Here is a 19,132-nt window from a genome sequence, read left to right as displayed (position 1 = left end):
ACGAAACAATATCTTTCGGAAACCGTGAAATCCGTTTGAAATACTATCTTGGCGCGCATGCCGATGATCCGTATTTGAACACCAATGCAAACTACATGAAAGCATTCTTTGAAGAACTTTTTCAATACGATCATCACTATAATCAAGCACTCATCACGGTCCTAACAGAAAATCCAGAGCGCACATCGGAGAAGAGCGTAAAACTGCTAAGCCATATGTTGAACGCTCATCAAATCTGGAATAACAGGATCGAACCTGGTCTGCCTTCCTTTGGGCGTTGGGAGGCCCATCAAATTCAAGATCTCAGGGAGATCGATAAGAAGAACTTTGAACATTCTATTCGCATCTTGAATACGATGGAGTTAAGCCAGCCGATCCAATATGTCATGGGAACAGGACAGGCTTTTACGCATAGACTTCATGAAATTTTATTCCAGGTGATCAATCACTCTACCTATCACCGAGGTCAAATCGCGACCGAATTCAGGCAAAGCGGTCTTGAGCCCCTTTTGACGGACTATATTTTTTATAAAATGAATAATTCGTAGAGGCAGACCAAAACGGACCAAAGTGGCCATCTAATTGCTCATCCCAATCCATAAAATAGTCCATTTTATTAGTCTAATTCTCCATTCAAACGTTTGCTACAATCCCTGACTTTTGTATCAAACGATCGACATTCATGGGGAGAAGTAAGCACATTTTTCGGATTGACCTGATACAGGGTTTACAGATCACGAAGGTTTTCAAACGCGTGTGCATTTTTTTAGCTGCCCTGTTTTTCATGGCCCCATCGGTACACGCGCAAAAGGTGTATTCGATCGAATTGCCGTCGACCTACAAAAAGATAATAAGAGGTCATCTGGCCTTGGGTGGTATTGACCCGAATGGCGATAGCATCGCCGTGAACAGCTATTACATCGAAGTGAAAGGCAAACCGTTCATTCCTGTTATCGGCGAATTTCACTATTCCCGCTACCCGTCGGAATATTGGGAGGAAAGCATTTTGAAAATGAAAGCTGGCGGTATCAACGTGATCGCCACATACGTTTTCTGGAATTTGCACGAACGAAAGGAGGGAACTTTCGACTGGTCGGGCAACCTTGACCTGAAAAAATTCATCACGCTTTGTCAGAAGCACGCCATGCAGGTCATCGTGCGCCTTGGCCCTTTTGGTCACGGAGAGATACGCAACGGCGCTTTGCCCGATTGGCTATATGGCCGTCCATTCGAAGTACGTTCGAACGACGAGGGTTATCTTCATTATGTAAAGATCTTGTATGGCCAGATTGGTAACCAACTTCAAGGGCTTTTCTATAAGGATGGAGGGAACATTATCGGTGTGCAGCTTGAAAATGAATTTCAGCATACGGCGGCGCCTTGGGAAATTACGTATCCGGGAAGTGCAAGGGAATATACCGTGGCGCGTCGCGACATTGGCGTGACGCATGAAGGTGTGAGCATAAGCCAGGCGAAAAATGAGAACGCCACATACGGCAATGATCACATGGCCACATTAAAGAAGATTGCCAACGCAGCGGGCATTGACGTCCCGATCTACACCGCCACCGGCTGGGGAAATGCGGCCATCCTCCAGAAAGGAAGTGTCCCCGTCACGGCGGGCTATGCCTATCCAACCTGGGCACCGAAGGAACCATCGCCTTTCTATTTGTACAAAGACATTCATCATAACCCCGACTACGCGCCGGTCAGTTACGACCCTGAACTTTACCCGTCAGTGCCCGCCGAACTGGGGAGTGGCATCATGATCACGAACTATCGGCGGCCGACCGTGATCTGGCAAAGCATCGAACCAATGATCGTGCGAACACTGGGCAGCGGATCGAACGGGATTGGCTACTACATGTATCACGGTGGGTCCACGCCAGTGTTCGATCATTTTTATAGCGAGGAGTCCACAGGCTTGCCGAAAATAAGCTACGACTTCCAGGCGCCCATTGGCGAATTTGGTGACATCCGCGAACACTACCGCAGCCTCAAATTGCTCCACATGTTTCTGGATAGCTATGGCGACAAGCTCGCGCCCCTGCAATCGTCGCTGCCCGTCGCGAATCCGGAAAAAGCCGATGATGTAACAACCTTGCGATACGCCGTGCGATCGGGTCCAAACACCGGCTTTGTTTTTATGCACAACTTCCAGGATCACATCGATGTGAAAGACATAGCCGATGTTCAGCTAAAAATAAAAACGGCCACCGAGCCTATCGTTATTCCCGCAAAGGGCGCGTTCACCTTGAAGGCTGGCGCAAGTGCTATACTGCCCTTCAACCTGGACCTGAACGGTCTGCTGCTAAAGTCGGCTACGGTTCAGCCACTCACAAAACTTGAAAGAAATGGCGCTGTTCATTATGTTTTCTTTTCCAATGATGGATTCAAACCGATGCTCGTGTTTGACGGTATCAAAAAAGTCAAGGGCGAAAATTGCGTGATCTCGGCCAGTGGAAATACAACGCTGGTGCAAGGTACGGAGGGCAAAGTGTTTTCATTTAGCATGGACGGAAAGCAGTTCCTGGTGATCCCCCGTTCGCTCGCACGCCAGGCTCTCAAAGTGAACGACGTACTGCTGTTTTCCGAAGCCACGTTGTTACCCCAGGGCGGCAGCATTGAATTGCTGAGCGCCGGACATGATCAAGTGACGCTGAGCATTTATCCAGGCATCTCAAAAGTGATCACGATCACGGGCGCAGAATTGGTAAAGGCGGCACCGCTATCGAAATTATTTTCTTCGTATACGATTAAATTTAAAACCGTGACACCGACGGTGAGGTTCGAGAAATTAAGTGATCAGAAATATGTGCTCAAAGCGGGCGTATCGCTAAAGGGTCTGAACGACCTCACGCTGAGGCTAACCTACAAAGGCGACCGGGCCATGGCTTTTTTCGATGGCCTTTTAGTAGCCGACCATTTTTACTATGGCAAACCCTGGGACATTGGACTGAAACGATTTATCCCCAAACTCCAACAACAAGACATGGTCTTCATCTTTCATCCGCTTAGCAAGGCGGCGCCTTACTTGATTGATTTCGATCCATCCGAAATCCCCGATTTCTCAAAAGAGAACAGTGTGCTTCAGATGGAGAAGATCGATGTTATTCCGGAGTACAAAGCCGTGCTCTCGATCGACTAGAACGGCGGACTAAAAGGATGCACATCTTCACGACTTCATTGACCCGGCAAATACCCTCCAAAATAATATCCCGCCTCCTCCTGGCTAAAAAATCCCGCCACCACACTGAATCCGCCACCAACATATTTCACAGCGAAAGTATCGTTGTCAAAATGATCTAATATTCCAATGAAGTCGCCATACAGCAACCCCGCATTTTGATCCATGCCTTCCATTTTGAATTTTAGTATCCCACCGTCGCGCAATTGATAGGAGTAGGTGTACTGCGCAGAAAAAAGGTTGACTGAACCGTTTTGTCCCGGCTGTGTGAACGTCACCACAAATTGCATGAGGCCTGTGTTTGGTGGAAATACGATGCGAATGTCACGGAGCGTTAAACGATAGGGGCCATTGTAGATCGCTGCGGCGATCTCGTTGTAGAGCGCTGTGAACTCATCCGACTGACCGGGCAAGGGATACGTTCCGGAGCCTTCGGGCAAGGTGGCTGTAATGAGTTTTTTGTCCAGCAAGCTATAGAGCGGCGTGGCCGGCTCGAAAATAAACGTGTCATCCGATGCGGTGAGGGTCGCGCCATCGGCTTTGTTCACGCGATATGAATTCGTGTCGTCGTCCCAGATCAAAGCATGAACGGTGAACCCTTGGATCGTGATCGGAACTTTCAATACTATTCCATCGATAGAAAACGTGTATGACGTTCGTGGAGACTTGATCGTCGTGCCATCGCCATCGATGTATTGAAAAGAAAGGAGCTTTTGCGAAATACTCAACGCCATCGGCACTTCAGTATGGTCTGGCAAGGCGAGCCGGTAGCCTTTGGATGCGGTGAGGTAGGTCGAAGTCTCCTGCAACAAGTGCTGGATGCGGTCGCCGAGGATGGCCGACTGTTCCCCGGCGCTGGCTTTCACAAGGACCAGTTCGGCGGAATGCTGCACACCTTTCATGACCACACTGTCACCCGACGTGCGCAGGACGGCAAATTCAAAATCAGATAACAGTCCGCTGCCTGGCACACCGTTGTTCACGTTGCCGTCGGGATCGGCTGGCAGGTGAATGTAGGAGTATGTCGTGAAGCTAAGGGTTGCGCGTTGGAGCGCTTTCAGGGTCCAGGTGGTTTCCATTGGCTCGCCCGCCGTCTCTTCGTTAAAATCCGACAACATTGTCATGTGCCCTTCGGCATTGAAATCAAAATAATAAAAATAGCCGGCTCCGGTACCGGTGTAGAGCGATGCCTTCCATCCGTTCGGCGCGCCCATCAGTAAGGTGTTGTATTCATTCAACACGGCCTGCGCGCGCTCGTCGGGCGTGTCGGCAAAGATGGCTTCGTAGTTCCGGTCGCATGAAGTGGCCGATAATAATGCGCAAAGGCATGCCAGGAATAATGCTGCGCGGTGATTCAATGTGTTCTGCTTGTTCATCGTAGCGATCCTTATTTTTCCAATACACCAAAACTGAAATTCTCAGGCGAGTCTTGCGGATAAAGTCCGACAAACACGTCGCCGCTGCAGGTTTGCACCCAATTGAACCTGAATTTTCGATTGGCGAAAAATGCGTTCAGCGCGCCGACGCCCAGGTCATTGTTGAGATGCGTCGCGTTGTCGTCGGCGTAGCTGAATAGTAAGTCGATGGTTCCGTCCTCATGGGGGGTGAGGAAATAGTAGAACACGGCCTGCTGGTACACTTTGGCGTCGTCGCTCAGGTCGTAATAATATAACTTCAGGGCAAGCTCATTTTCGGATGTGTAGTAGAGCTTGAAGTTGTAATCGAGCGCAAAGCCGGCATCGTGAATGATCCGGTTGTCTTGCGCAAAGCGCCGTGAAAATTCTGAGGGCTCATTCATCAGCGTGAGGTCAAAACGCAGGGTAGTGTTCTCTTTGTCAAACCCCCATTCATCAGCAAGGGGTGGCAGCTCCTCCGGACCCGGCCCGGGGGGCGCAATGTTGTTGATGGCTTCCTGCACTTTGGTTTGCAGTGCGTAGAAGTCGATGTTAAAGGATTCGCGATAGTATTGCGCGACCAGGGCCTCTTTTTTGCGCAGTAAGGCGAGGCTCGCGCTGTTTGTCTCGCAAGCGAGTATGGCTTCATAGCCTTCCTTCCCTTCGATCAGCATGGTGGCAATCATCTCGACAAAATCTTCGTCGGGCGAGGCCATGGCATAGTTGGTGATGAAACCGGCGGCGCGTGCCTGCGCCACGGAGTTGAACCGCCAGTCGCTGGTGTAGGCGCCCGGTGTCACCTCGCGGAACGACGAGGGATAAGAAACTGTTTGATTGAGAATATGCCCGAACTCGTGTTGCACAATGTGCATCAGTTGCTTTACGGCCGACCGTTGTGTGGGCTCGAAAGAGTTCACCACATACAACATCACCTTGCGGCCGCCTTCTGCCGTGCCCAGGGTGAAGGTTCCATCGGGATTGTACCGCGCACTGCCGATCATCAGGAATTGTTTGGGGCAATATTTTTTGATGAAGGCTGCGCCGGCCAGGTCGCTATAAGGATCGATCCAAACTTTCTTTACCACCTCCATCACCGGTTGAACCTGCGAAACTTTGGGAGGCACCAGGGTTCTGAAAAGATCACCCTCGGAAGCATCCCAATGATACTTCACTTCGATGTTGTAGGGATAAGTAAAATTGGAAAGCAACCATTTGTCGAGCTCCGAATCGGTGTGGTTGTTGTCGTTGGTGACATAGTCTGTTTTTGAAGGGTCGACCTTGTCGTTATAAACATCCTGACATCCCAGCGTGAGCACCACCAGGATGAGGATGGTCAGTAAAGTTCTTTTCTGTGTCTTCATGGTCAGGATCGTTTATGCGTTACCGGGGATTGGGACGAAGACCGCCGACGGAAATCGCCTCGGCCGGGATCTGCAAGATGCGTCGCGGATCGTTTGGCGCGAGCGTTGTGCTTTGGCCATCAAAAGAAGTATGCGTCACGGGAAGTTTGTGCCGCAGAATGTCAAACCAGCGGAGCCCTTCGTGCAGGAACTCTGCCCGCCGCAATTCCAATATTCCCCGCACGATCGCTTTTTTGTTGTCGGTTTCGTGATAGAGGTTATACAGGCGGTTGAACGTCACGTTGTGAACCTCCGGGTCATAGTTGAGCACGCGTGTGCTGATGAACAGATTCATCTCGTCCAACGCTTCATGAAACTGCACCTGCATGGCATAGGCCTCGGCCCGGTTCAACAAAACTTCTTCTGTGCTGAACAAGGGAATGATGGTATACGAATATCCCGTAGTGGCATTCATACCGACGCGCACAAAGTGCTCGCGGAATTTGAAGACAAAATTCACTCCCGTGTTGGTGTAATAGGTGGAGTAGGCATAGTTGCCCTGTGCGGGATTGTTGATAAAGAAGATCTCCGCTCTCCGCGTCGCGCCGGTGGAATAGCGAACCTGGTTAAAGCTCGTGCCCCAGTTGGATTGGGTGTCGCACAACAGCAGGTTCGCTTTTTCGGTCGATCGCGTATAGGTCAGCGTCAGCTCGTTTGAGGTGAGGGTGCGGTAAGTTGTGTTCCAGGGCCGGAGCACGGAGGGGATGTCGTTGCCATCCAGCACGGCGTTGGCATGCTCGATCACTTTTGCATAGTCTTTTTTAAATAGGTAGAACCGCGAAGCAAAAGCATGTGCGGCTGCGCGCGTAAAATGAAAGCGCGCCAGGTTGGCGGCGTTGGTTCCGGATCCGCCATAAGACCGATCGTCGATGAGCGGTAAGCCTACCGTCAAATCTTTTTCAATCATTTCGTAGACATATTCTACGGTCTTGCGCTCGTATGTTTTCAGCGACACGGTTTCCGGGTCGGTCACATAGGGAATGCCAAGGTCGCCGGAAGCGGTTTGGGGATCGTACATGTTTGCAAACAAACTCACCAGCATAAAATGGGAGTAGGCCCTGGCCAAAAGCGCTTCACCTTTTTGTGCATCATAGAAAGCGGGGTCGTCACTTTGTTCGATGGCCCGCAAGGCATGGTTGGCAGCCGCGATGGCGGTGTAGCATCCATTCCAATAAAACTCCGGCGAGTCTTGCCAGGTCGCCGAAGCGTCCCTCCAAAACCAAGGGTCGGCGTTGGTCACATTTTCGGTGCCGCCAAAATTATCTTCCACGTTATCCGACAGCGCTTCACAAAAGGGAATGTAGTTCGCTTCCGGATAGGCCGTCACCAACAATTCCGCGATCTTCTCCTTCGAATCGAGACTCGCCCGGTTGTCGGGGGTTTCCGATAAAAAGTCGTCGCAGCCCGTCATCAGCAGGACGCCGGCTACAAAGAGGATCGATACTTTCTTTTTCATCCGATTACTTTTTAATAATTCGATATCCTATACTTCATTCATCAGAGCACGAGCTTTACTGAGAGCGTGATCTGTCGCGGCACCGGCAATGCCACACCCCCCGAACTAAAGAACTCGGGATCCTGTCCATACAATTTCTTGTCGGCATAGACCAGCCAAAGGTTCGTGCCCGTCAGGCTGATCGAGGCGCTGGTGAACGTGGTGCCGGCCACGATCTTATTGGGAAGCGTGTAGCTGAGCGAGATGGTACGCATGCGCACAAACCCACCGTCGGCTACCCGTGCCGTGGAATAGTTGTACGTGTTGTAGGGATATGTTGAACCCAGGCCGGCCAGTACGTTCAGGTCTGCAATGGCGGGAATGTCAGTGTACTTTTCGTCACCCGGTGTGATCCAGCGGTCGAGGAATTCGCGTGGCATGGCATCGAGATCGGAGTAACCGTTTTTGAAAGCGGGATTGAGCCTGATCTTGTTGCCGCCCTGGTAGGTAAAAAACACATTCAACGAAAGCTGCTTGTAGCGGAATGTATTCGAAAATCCTCCCGTGTAGGTGGGGTCGACGGGGCCTTCGTATTTGAGATATTGCGTGTTCAGACTTTGCAGAAAGACATTGGTGCCCAATTTTCCGTCGTGATCGATAAACGTGGGCACGCCGTTCTCCGGGTTAAGGCCTTTGTAGTCGATCGAAAAAAGACCCCGCACCGGGTAGCCTTGCTGCGCGCCACCATCCTGGAACACCAGGTTGTAGATGCGCGGCAGGTTTTTCAGGTTGGTGATGCGACTCTTGTTTTGACTATACACAAAGTTGGTCGTCCACGTCAATCCTCCTCCGTTTAATACGGTGGCGCCGATGGAAAGATCGATGCCATGCGACTTCATATCGGCATAGTTGATGGCTTTGTAAGGCTCACCGCCAATGCCCGAGGTTTTGATGACGCTGATCAGGTCGAAGTGATTCCGGTTATAATAATCGAACGCCACGGTGAACCGGTTGAAGAAGCCGGTGCTCAACCCTATGTTCAATTCATATTGTTTTTCCCATGTCAGATCCTGGTTCTCGAGCCCGTCGATGATGATCTGCGATTCGGTCTCATCAAAGTGCGGATGAGGCGTTGTGCCACTGCGATACACCACCGATGAGTTTGTGGCATTGCCGACGTTTGCCGTGAGCCCATAGCCCGCCTTGAGCGTGAGGTAATCTACGGCACGAACAGCGTTCATAAAATTTTCGGCGTCCAGGTTCCAGGCGCCGCTCACATTCCAGGTGGGCAGCCAACGCGCCGTGCGCGCTTCGCCAAGTTTGTTGGAGCCATCCATGCGCGTGGTGGCGTTCAACACATATTTGTCGTTGAACGAATAGTTTGCCGATGCATAGAAGCTGGCATACCGCTCTTTGGTATAGCCCATGCCAAAGTAGTTGAAGTTGCCTTCGAGCAGTTGCTTAATGATGAGGTAGTCCGTAAAAGCAATGCCGCCTTTGTTGAACTGGTAGCCATAACCGTTGTTGTATGAATTTTGACGGTCGATCATGCGCAACTCGTGACCCCCGACAAGATTCACATGATGTTTGGTGCCGAACGCGTGTTTCCAGGTGAGTTGATCCTTCACATAATAGCTTCGCATCTGGTCGTCGGAGCGATTATAGAAACCTCCTTCAGGCAAGACCACCACCGGGTCAAGATTCGGAAAGTCGGGGTTGTAGTAAAGGAATTTGTTTCCCTGCCGGATCACCTGCGAACCTGCGGCGCGATAGGCTTCCGCCATATTGGAATCGTCGCCCACCTTGTGTTCCGTGGTGGTGCGCACGTCGCGCACGGCGCCGACGAATTCATACTTGAGATCTTTGGTGATCTGGTAGTTAAAATCACCTTGCAAACGAAGGTCCAGCAAGTTCAGGTCGATGTAGTTTGTTTGCGTCTCCTTGATGATGTTGAACGGTGCATAGTTGCGCGTGAAATATTCCAGGTTGCCCGCTTCATCCTCCGCGGTGAGCACGCGGCTGGTGTTCAGCGCAAAGCTGAAGGGGTTGATGTCGAAGTCGCGGTTGTAGCGGCCTTCCACCACGTCCACTTGTCGCGCCACGGTTCCCGGCACACGCTGCGTACGCGATGAACCATTGGCGGTGAGCCCGAAGCCGACTTTGTCGGAAAGCTTGAAGGTGGCGTTGGCATTGAGGGTGTAGCGGTCCACGTGGTCGGCAATGGTCCAGCCGTTGTCGTCATAATAGCTGGTGGAAAAGTAAAGCTGCGACACTTTTGTTCCCGAAGAAACGCCCAGCGAATGCTCCTGTACAAAAGAGTTTTTGAAAAGCTTGTCAAACCAGTTGGTGTTGGCCAATGCATAGCGTTGCAAAAAGGCACGGCGTTCCTGGGGGGTGTTCAGCAGATCGAACTGGTCGGTTTGTTCATTGTAGGAACTGTTGATGATGTCATACATTTTCTTGTACACCCCACCGTTGGGCTGCGACACCATGTCGGAGTGATTCAGCAACCCCTTGCGTTCCATTTCGGCATAGACCGACATCTGGTCGACGGAGTTCAGAATGTTATAGTTGTCGTAAGAGGGCTTGAGATAGGTTGAGAAGTTGCCGGTGTAGGTAATGACCGGTTTGCCCACGCGTCCTCTTTTTGTTTTGATGACGATCACACCATCCTTGGCGCGCGCTCCATACAAGGCCGTAGCCGATGCATCTTTCAGGATCGTGATGCTCTCGATGTCATCGGAATTCAACCCCGCCACCGACGAGCCGATGAGTGTATTGGGATCACCCGTCGTCAGCTGCTCCGCAGAAATGTTCACCACATCCTCGAGCACGACATTGTCGACTACCCACAACGGTTTGTTGTCACCGGTGATCGACGTCGCGCCACGCACCCTGATCTTGGGTGCTGCCCCAAACGTGCCCGACACGTTTTGCACCGACACCCCGGCGGCGCGCCCCTGCAACATGCGACTCACATCGATGGTGCCGTCGGTCTTGAAATCTTTTGAACCCAGCGTCACCACGGCGCCCGTAAACAAACGCTTGTCCACCTCCTGGTAGCCGGTGGAAACCACGGTGACCTCATTCAACGTTTTGGCCTCCACTTCCAGCTCGATGTCGATCCGGGTTTCGCCGGTCACCTTCACTTCCGTGCTAATGTATCCCACAAAAGAAAACACCAGCGTGGCACCCGGATCCACGTCGATCACATAATCGCCATTGGTATCGGTCACCGTTCCGGTTGACGTGCCTTTCACGGTAACGTTCACGCCGGGCAGGGAAGTTTTTATGTCGACTCCGGTCACTTGACCATGGACCCTGATTTTTTCAGGGGCATCTTTCAGGACGATCACAATCAGTTTCCCCTCCAGGAATTTGTGGGTGAGCAGCGTGTTGCTGAGCACGCGTCCCAGCACGTCGGAGATCGGTTCATTCTTTGCGGTGACAGAGATCTTTTTCTCCAGGTCCCTGAAGGAGTCATTGTAAAAAAAGGAATACCCGCTCTCCCGCTCAATGGCATGCAGCGCCTGGCGGATGGTGACATCCTTTAGCTCCAGGCTCAGGTTTTGAGAGTGCGCTGTACCCGCCAGCGCGACACCTGCGGGGATCAGTAGTAAAAGCCAGATTTTCATAACCAACGCCGTTTTAATTAATACTGGCCATAGGTTTCCTTGGCCGTATCCGTTTTTTTTCATAGAATTCGCTGGGATTAGGTAAAATAATATCGTTCCACTCCGTCACAGGGTTGGTAACTATTTTGTCTGTCCTAAGGGATCAGGAGATGTGTCAGCATCTTTTGATCCTGCTTTTTTTTAGACGATGCGTAGGTTATGTGCTGTGGTATTGTTTTGTCATAGCGTAAGGGTTAAGCATTTCAAATCGTCAGGGTGTGGGTAAGGTTTTGTATTTTGATTTTGTGTTCTTGTTCTCGCGCAGCGTCACGCTTTTTTCGTTGATCACAAAATCGATCGGCGACGTCAGGGCCAGCGCTTTCAACACTTGCTCCAGGCTGAACTGCTGGATGCGCCCGGTATACTTATAAGCCTTCAGACTGTCGTTTTCAAAATGGATGGCCACATTGTAGAGCCTTTCTATTTTTTTCGAAAGCTCGCTTAAAGACTCCCCGCGCGCAGTCAGCCAGCCGTCTTTCCAATCGGCCTCGGCGACGGCGTCGATATTTCTCTGGAGCGTCAACGGATGACCCGATCTTTCTGAGGGTATTCCCTGCAGCGTTATTTTGTCATTTGGACGGAGCAATACTTCTTCCGCCACGCCCGTCGCCTTTATGCGCTTAACCTTCAAGGCGCCACGGACCAACGTTGTGCTCACCGCGTCATCGTTCCGATAGGCCTTCACGTTGAAAGCTGTGCCGAGCACGGCGATATCGATGTCTACGGTGTGGACCTCGAACGGAACGCTGCTCTTCTCTACATCAAAGAAAGCTTCTCCCTCTAGTGTAAGGCTGCGATTGTCCGTTCCAAAATGCTGGTCGAAAGAAATCAATGTGCCGGCATTGAGCCAAACATGTGAGCTGTCGGGCAGGGTCACATATGTACGCGCTCCGGCAGGCGCCTCGATCTTAGTGACAAAAGCTGTCTCCCGTTGCTTCCTGAAATTCCAGCCCACGTAAGCGCTCGTCACAAAAAGAGCTGCCGCCGCTGCGTAGCGGAGCCAGGACGAAAATGCAAATCGCTTCTGCGTTTGTGGCAGGGCCCTGATCTTTGCGCGCACGGCTTCCCAATCTTCGCTAACGTTGATTTGCGCATAGACAGACGACTCCAGCGCATGCCAATGCTTTTCGAGTAAGGCAAAATCATTTTTGAATTTTTCGTTGCGCAGCAAAGCCTCCCATTCCAATGCCTCGGCATCGGAGAGACCTTCGGTTAACCGTTTCGAAGCCAGGTACCAGCTTCTGTCGTCGTCTTTGTTATCTTCCATCGTGTTCTGTAAAAAATGATTTTTCTGTTCGATCAACGCACGTCCCCATCGTTCACCACGATCAACTTGTGGGCCGTGTCGGCGCTTCCGCGCATACGCACGAAATAGGGGCCCGCCGGAAGCGCTGTCACGTCGAGCGTGACGTGTTCATATTTTCCGGCGTTCAAAAAGCCCTCATCCTGAACCTGCACGGTCTGTCCCATGAGATTCGTTACCTCCAATACCACATTAGCGGGACGATGCAGCACCAGGTCTACATGCACCTTTCCGTTGCCGGGGTTGGGATAAAGTTCGGAGAGCTCATAGGAGAACGGACCTTCCACCCCGAGCGGAACTTCAAACGTGAAATCCAGGTTCACCACGCCGCTCGCGGCATTGGGATCCTCCGGGAATCCTCCTTCACCCGTTACGCGGATATACAGTTCCTGCCCTTCGGCAACCGGGAAGTTTGAGATGCGCGATTGCAATACCAGCGCCGATTCATCGATGTCTTTGCTGCACGCCAGTTGGTCGCCCTGCTCATCCTGAATGAGCAACAGCGTGTTGAAACTGCTCGTTGACAGATCGGCGGTGATGAGGCCGGCACTTGGCGCTTTGAAATGCCACCATACAGAATTGCATCCGTCCATAGCCGATTGATAGATCGGCGTGGCACAATAGGCAAGCCTTTCCACGCCGATCTCCCTTTCAACGGTAGCCTTATAGTTGTACGAGCCCAAGCGAATCGTACCTGTCGCAGGGGCGATATCTATAGCATTGGCATAGTTGTCGTTCACGGGCGTATTCGGCACGACCGGATGGGTTGCCGCGGTCGTGCTCAGCGTTGTGGCGTGTTCGACGCCATTCACAACGACGCTCTCAAACGTGGCGTCGACTTCGGGGTAGGGATAGGTGAGCACCGCGTCATCGGCCTCCAGCGTATACATGAGCCAGAAATAGTTGTCGCCACGACCGAGATTTTGAAAACCCTCAATGGTAAATTCATTTCCCGGATCGGTGACGGACCCGAACATGTCGGCATTAACCTCACCGGTGTCGTCATTGGTCGAGAGAAAAGAATCTCCGTAGGTTGTGTAAAGGGTTGCTTCTTTAATTTTAACCTTTGACGAAGATTCCGCCGTGGTGAAGCTGAGCGCAGAGATGTCGGCGCTGCCGTTGTCACCCGCCGTGCGCACGACTACACTGATGATGACCGTCGTGCGCGACTGCACCACGCGGATCACGTTATCGAACGAACCGAATATTTCTCCCGCACTATAATCCAACGGCTGCACCGGCCTCACCCAAACATTGTCGAGGTACCAATTCTCTACCGGCGGATTGGGATTGTCGGGATCCGAGGACTCACCGGTCACGGGATTTTTATGGACAAAGGCGATGTAAATGGGAGTGTCCTGATAGGCGGAAAGATCGAGCAGCAGACGCTCGGAATATAAGTAGCCTGGGAATTCAGGCTCGGTGTAGCTCCTTAATAACTCGGTGAAGTCGGCGCGGTTGTCGGTCTTGGTCGAGATCCAGATCTCGAAGGTCGAGCCCCAATCGTCATTCACAAATTCCTGTCCCGAATCAAAGATCAAAAAGTCGTTTTCCTGGGGCATGATCTGTGGCGTGACAAGCCAGTCTTCATCTATTTTTCCGGGCAGCGCATACTCCACGCCGCTGGTCATCACCTTGGGACCAAAAAAGCCATACACTGACCGCACCCAGTTATTGCCACGGTCGCCATTGAGCGAATACGTCCGCCATCCCTCGGGCACCTCGCCCATGGGCGTGCTGTCGAACGTTTCATAAAAGGTTGGGTCTTGTGCCTGGGCCTGAAACAGTCCACACCACAGGGCCATCACCAGGAACCCCTTCCGGAATTCACCGCCAATCCTAAACCTGAAAACGCGAAAAAGAGAGACCGTAAAAATTCTATCCATAGAAAGCCATTAGGTAAAATTCCGCTTGAATTACCGTACAGACAGAAAATGAAAGGGGACCCCTTAAACGAGGGCCGAATTTTTTTTAATTATTTTAACTAGGCGCAGGAGGTGGCCCGGGTCTTAAAAGGTCGGGTGGGTTCTAGTCGCAAAAAAACATGACGAGGGTGATGATCCATTCCGCCAGCCGTTTCAGGGCTATCGAGATTTGAGCTTCTACCGTTTTCACGGAGAGGTTTAGCTGTGTGGCGATGGCCTGGTGCGAAAGCCGGTTCATGCGGCTCATGACAAAGATCTGGCGGCACTTTTCCGGAAGGTTGTCGATGGCCCGCATCAGGAGCTCTTCCTGCTCGGCGGCCATCATGTGCTCCAGGGCGTTGTCGTTCGAGACCTGGGGATGTTCATACCCCATCATCCGTTTCTTCTCCACTTTGCCGGAGGCAATAAAGTTGAGACAGGCATTCCGGACGCTGCGGTATAAATAGATGCGAAGCGAAAACCTGATTTCGAGCGTGTCGCGTTTTGACCACATGCGTACAAAAAAATCTTGTACGATTTCCTTGGCGTCTTCCACTTCGCGCACATACTTCATGGCGAAGAGGGTGAGGGGACGGTAATAGAGATCGAACACGAGCTTAAAGGCTCGCTCGTCACCATCATTTATCCGACGAATCAGGTCCTCTTCCAGGTTTTCTTTCACAGGCTATTGCTCCATCCTCCCTGGCACTGACGGGGCCGCTATCGCTAGACTGGGATGGTCGCGACAAAGCCGAGGCTCTTCCGGGGGGTCCCTAAAAATAGCAAAAAAGTTTGTTGCCTCACCTCAAACGATTGTTCAGGTGTTCATGACCAGATCACGCCATTGAACGGGTCGACAGACAGAATGATTTCTTTTTGCGGCCACGAGAAGGCGTATGGAAGAAGTTTTCGGGCGCCGTTGTCTCGAATGAAATGAATTGAATCCCTTCTTATACTAATTCCTTCTTTGTTAGACTCCGGTGTTTACTCCCCCAATCACTCAATTGTTTAAAAATAGGCCCCAGCTCCAACGCCATCTCCGTGAGTTCATATTCCACCCGGGGAGGAACTTCCGCATAGACGGTCCGTTTCACCAGGCCGTCCTGCTCCAGGGCCCGCAATTGCAGCGTGAGCATGCGCTCCGTGGTAAACGAAAATTCCTTCTTTAGTTCACTAAACCGGAGTTTTTTGTCCTCCAGCATACTGAGGATCTGAAGTTTCCACCGCCCCTCGATCTTGGAAACCACATAAGTGAGGTCGCATTCAATAATGCATTTTTCGTTCCGGGAATACGTCGAGTTTTTCTTTCTGTCCGCCATGACTTACATATTTGATAGTATCCTACAATCAATTCTACAACGTGTAAAATCAGATGCCGGTCACTACTCTTGTGAAGAAATTTTAAACCCGCAAGAGAAAATTATGGATCTGTATTTAAAAGGAAAAACGGCTTTGGTGACCGGCGCCAGCCAGGGACTTGGCCGGGCCATGGCAAAAGAATTGGCGATCGAAGGCGTGACGGTCTTTGCCGTAGGAAGAAACGAAGGATTGTTAAATAGTTTCAAAGATGAAATCGTTGCTGCGGGCGGTGTGGAACCGATGGTGTTTGTTCAGGATTTCGTTGCGCCCGACGGGCCACAAAAGATCGCGGCTATGGCACTATCCCGCTTGGGTCATGTTGATATTCTGATCAACAACGCCGGCCGCAGCCGCCCACTGGATGTGAACGGACCGGAAGAGGAGTGGAGCGCAGCCATGACGCTGGACTTCGACCGCCACCGGCAACTGACACAACAACTCTTGCCCCACATGATGGAACGCAAGCAAGGCGCGATCCTGAACATCACCAGCACCTATGAGCTTCGGTCGATCAATGCTTCGGCGGTTGCCAAGGCGAGCATCGTGGTGTGGTCCAAGCAACTCGCCGGACAACTGGGGCGCTACGGCATCACCGTCAACTGTCTGCAACCCGGTCTCATCGACACAGCCAATATCCGCCGGGTGTTCTCCACCGACGAACGCACAAAATTCGCCGAACGCGAGATCCCGCTGGGTGATTTTGGTGAACCGCAGGACATCGCCAACATGGCCACGTTCCTGGTGTCGCCTCGCGCACGCTACATCACCGGCACCGTCGCCGTTGTCGATGGTGGCATGCGTCACTACCCGTTCTGATCGGTATCCTGAATGCTTATTTTGATCCGGTCACCCTAATGCTCGGCCCAGCAGAGCCGGTTGCAAAAGTCAATGCGGCCGATTCCCAATTGCGACCGCAGCCGTCCGTTATAGAACATTTTCCATTCGACCATGCCTCAATAACCTTCGTTTGTGCCCCCTTTTGGATGGCATAGTTTTGGAAATCTTCCCCACGTTCCACGCGCCCACCCGACCCGGGAGACATTTTATGGCCATGGGAACATAACGCTATGTAATCACTTCACCCTCTCGATTATGTTACAGCATTATTTTAAATCTACCCTCCGAAACCTGCTCCGGAACAAGATCTATTCGGCGATCAATGTCATTGGACTAAGTCTCGGCCTGGCCTCCGCCATGCTGATCATATTATATACGAACGACGAATTAAGCTACGATCGCTTTCACGCCAATGTCTCCAACATCTATCGCATTGGCCACAACCGTATCAACCCGGATGGCAGTATTGAAAGCAGGGGAGGGAACACCGGTTATTTTCAAGGCCCAAGTTTCCACGCCGCCGTGCCAGAAGTGAAGTCCTTCGTGCGCCTGACGGGCTATGTTACAGAACTGAAACAAGGAAGTGAGATCACCAGCGAACTGGTGTATGCAGCCGACAGCAATTTCTTTTCCGTCTTCGACTTTCCCTTGATCAGCGGAGCCCCCCAAACCGCACTGGGTGATCCGCGCTCCGTCGTGATCTCCGAAGCAATGGCCCTGCGACTCTTTGGAAAGACGGATGTGTTGGGCATGGACCTTTACCTGAAAGCGAACAATGTGTTCGAACCCTATGCCATCACCGGTGTGTCCCGGAATTGTCCTGACAACTCCTCGATAAAATTCAACATCATCGCGCCGCTCAAAGTGGATGCGAACGATGAATCGTGGGCAGATTTTTTCCTGAATACGTTTGTGGAGCTCGAAGCGGGGGCAAATGTTAATGACGTCGAAGCCAAAATGAAACAAGTGTATGAAAAGGAAGCGCGGGAAACCATTTTGAATTCCGCTGTAAAATACAACAACAAGACTTCGATCGTTCACGTGCTGCAGCCCCTCACCGATATACACCTGAGCAAAATATACAAAGCCGATAATGGACTTAAAGATGCCAGCGACCCGATGTACTCCTACATTTTATCGGGTATCGCCCTTTTTATTTTGCTGATTGCCTGCATTAACTTCGTGAACCTGACGATTGCACGCTCCGTGAAGCGGGCGAAAGAGATCGGCATCAGAAAGGTTGTTGGTGGTGATAAGCGACAGTTGATGATCCAGTTCCTGGGCGAATCCTACCTGTTGTGCCTGGCGGCTTTCTTGCTTGCGCTCGTTCTTGTTCAGACGGTCCTGCCCTTCTTCAACCAGCTTTCAAACAAGGTCCTGTTCCTTTCCTATCTTCTAAATGTCAGGATGGTGCTGGCGTATGCAGGGTTGTTCCTCATCACCGGAATGCTGGCCGGATTTTATCCCGCCATGATCCTTTCCGGCTATCACCCGGTGAGATCACTTTACAATGGTCTGAAACTAGGCAAGGTAAATTTGCAAAAAGGACTGATCGTACTGCAATTCGCGCTATCAACATTGCTGGTGATGGCGACGATCATCGTCTATTCACAATTCAACTACCTCATCAACACCGATCTTGGCTATGACCAGGATAATGTCATCATCATCCGGAAACCCGGATTGACCCATCGCGATGCAAATTTGCTGAAAACGGAATTGTTGAAGAATCCCGATATCCTTTATGTCTCTGCCCGCAATGGCGGCAGGGAAGGCACGTCGGCGAAGATCAGTGGCGATATCGAGGCCGAATTTGATTATGAGACTATCGATGAATCCTATTTTCCGCTGTACAAGATCCCGGTCGTTCAGGGTAGAAATTTCTCCTCGAAATTCCCTTCAGACGGAACCCACGCAATCATCGTGAATGAAACGTTTGTAAAGAACGCCGGCTGGAAAGACCCCATCGGCCAGGAGGTGAACTTCTGGTACCGGAACCAGGAAAAATATACGGTCGTAGGCGTCGTAAAAGACTATCACTATCTTCCCTTAAACCAGGAAATTGGCCCGCAAATATTCACCATGAGTCCCGCAAGAGATTATGGACTGGCGCTGGTGCGGATCAATCCCGACCATGTAGCGGACGCCCTCACCTACATTCAGAAGACGTTCAACAAAGTGTTTCCAATGAGTTTGTATCAACATGAATTCAAGACACTCGAATATCAAAAGAACTACAACGCGGAAGCAAAATGGAAAAAGGTCATGATGTTTGGCGCGGGGTTTACGATCTTTATTTCCTGCATTGGATTGTTCGGCATGTCGGTACTGGCCGCTGAAAAGAGAACAAAGGAAATTGGCATACGCAAAGTGTTGGGATCTTCCGTAGCTGCCGCGGTGACGCTGCTCACGAAAGATTTCCTGAAGCTCATTGTTCTTTCCCTGCTCATCGCCATGCCCGCCGCGTGGCAGCTCGCTGCACAATGGTTGCAGTACTATCCTTACCACATTCAACTCAATGCATTCATGTTCGCGTTTGCCGCTGTGTTTGTAGTGGTCGTTTCGCTAGTGACGGTGAGTTTTCAGGCATTTAAAGCCGCTTGGGAAAATCCCGTAAAGGCGTTGAGAAGTGAGTGAAT

12 protein-coding genes are annotated in these 19,132 nt (G+C 51.3%); 4 read left to right on the top strand and 8 right to left on the bottom strand.

Translation table 11 applies throughout. From position 1 onward, the window contains the following. Window positions 1–35: 35 nt before the first annotated feature. Together BUB30_RS16590 and BUB30_RS16585 are read left to right on the top strand one after the other, a co-directional pair. Window positions 36–548, top strand: coding sequence for a DinB family protein (locus BUB30_RS16590; RefSeq protein WP_245804115.1), 513 nt, complete (start codon window positions 36–38; stop codon window positions 546–548). Between the two features lie 236 nt (window positions 549–784). Next, entirely contained in the window at window positions 785–3,148 is a 2,364-nt protein-coding gene (locus tag BUB30_RS16585) for a beta-galactosidase (protein ID WP_073137314.1), read from the top strand. A gap of 35 nt (window positions 3,149–3,183) precedes the next feature. On the opposite strand, the gene BUB30_RS16580 is transcribed toward BUB30_RS16585, so the two are convergent. The 8 genes from BUB30_RS16580 to BUB30_RS16545 all read right to left on the bottom strand — a co-directional run bounded on the left by BUB30_RS16580 (window position 3,184) and on the right by BUB30_RS16545 (window position 15,616). After that, window positions 3,184–4,563, bottom strand: a complete 1,380-nt coding sequence (locus tag BUB30_RS16580; RefSeq protein WP_073136092.1) for a DUF4302 domain-containing protein — start codon at window positions 4,561–4,563, stop codon at window positions 3,184–3,186. Between the two features lie 11 nt (window positions 4,564–4,574). Further along, complete coding sequence (locus BUB30_RS16575) at window positions 4,575–5,942, bottom strand: zinc-binding metallopeptidase (RefSeq protein ID WP_073136090.1); 1,368 nt, start codon at window positions 5,940–5,942, stop codon at window positions 4,575–4,577. A 19-nt stretch (window positions 5,943–5,961) separates the two neighbouring features. Continuing rightward, on the bottom strand, window positions 5,962–7,437 hold the full coding sequence (locus BUB30_RS16570; protein ID WP_073136088.1) for a RagB/SusD family nutrient uptake outer membrane protein: 1,476 nt from the start codon (window positions 7,435–7,437) through the stop codon (window positions 5,962–5,964). A gap of 41 nt (window positions 7,438–7,478) precedes the next feature. Beyond that, window positions 7,479–11,051 carry a SusC/RagA family TonB-linked outer membrane protein gene (locus tag BUB30_RS16565; RefSeq protein ID WP_221408731.1) on the bottom strand — a complete coding sequence of 1,191 codons (3,573 nt, stop codon included), beginning with the start codon at window positions 11,049–11,051 and terminating at the stop codon, window positions 7,479–7,481. Between the two features lie 250 nt (window positions 11,052–11,301). Further along, window positions 11,302–12,357, bottom strand: coding sequence for a FecR family protein (locus tag BUB30_RS16560; RefSeq protein ID WP_143164959.1), 1,056 nt, complete (start codon window positions 12,355–12,357; stop codon window positions 11,302–11,304). 32 nt (window positions 12,358–12,389) lie between these two features. Next, window positions 12,390–14,279 (bottom strand): T9SS-dependent choice-of-anchor J family protein, encoded by a 1,890-nt coding sequence (locus BUB30_RS16555; RefSeq protein WP_073136082.1) that lies wholly within the window; start codon window positions 14,277–14,279, stop codon window positions 12,390–12,392. A gap of 142 nt (window positions 14,280–14,421) precedes the next feature. Next, the gene (locus BUB30_RS16550; protein ID WP_084138179.1) at window positions 14,422–14,979 is read right to left on the bottom strand and encodes an RNA polymerase sigma-70 factor; all 558 of its coding nucleotides are present in this window, start codon (window positions 14,977–14,979) and stop codon (window positions 14,422–14,424) included. Window positions 14,980–15,247: 268 nt separating this feature from the next. Beyond that, window positions 15,248–15,616: a winged helix-turn-helix transcriptional regulator gene (locus tag BUB30_RS16545; RefSeq protein ID WP_073136080.1), complete on the bottom strand. Its 369-nt coding sequence runs from the start codon at window positions 15,614–15,616 to the stop codon at window positions 15,248–15,250. A 103-nt stretch (window positions 15,617–15,719) separates the two neighbouring features. Between BUB30_RS16545 and BUB30_RS16540 the strand changes: the two genes are divergently transcribed. Continuing rightward, on the top strand, window positions 15,720–16,472 hold the full coding sequence (locus BUB30_RS16540) for an SDR family NAD(P)-dependent oxidoreductase (RefSeq protein WP_073136078.1): 753 nt from the start codon (window positions 15,720–15,722) through the stop codon (window positions 16,470–16,472). Window positions 16,473–16,748: 276 nt separating this feature from the next. Next, window positions 16,749–19,130 carry an ABC transporter permease gene (locus BUB30_RS16535; protein ID WP_073136076.1) on the top strand — a complete coding sequence of 794 codons (2,382 nt, stop codon included), beginning with the start codon at window positions 16,749–16,751 and terminating at the stop codon, window positions 19,128–19,130. The last annotated feature ends 2 nt before the right edge of the window (window positions 19,131–19,132 follow it).

The sequence above is a fragment of the Chryseolinea serpens genome (assembly GCF_900129725.1).
Lineage (GTDB): Bacteria > Bacteroidota > Bacteroidia > Cytophagales > Cyclobacteriaceae > Chryseolinea > Chryseolinea serpens.
The sequence above is the reverse complement of the archived record's forward strand: the minus strand, read 5'-3'. Positions and strand labels throughout refer to the sequence as shown.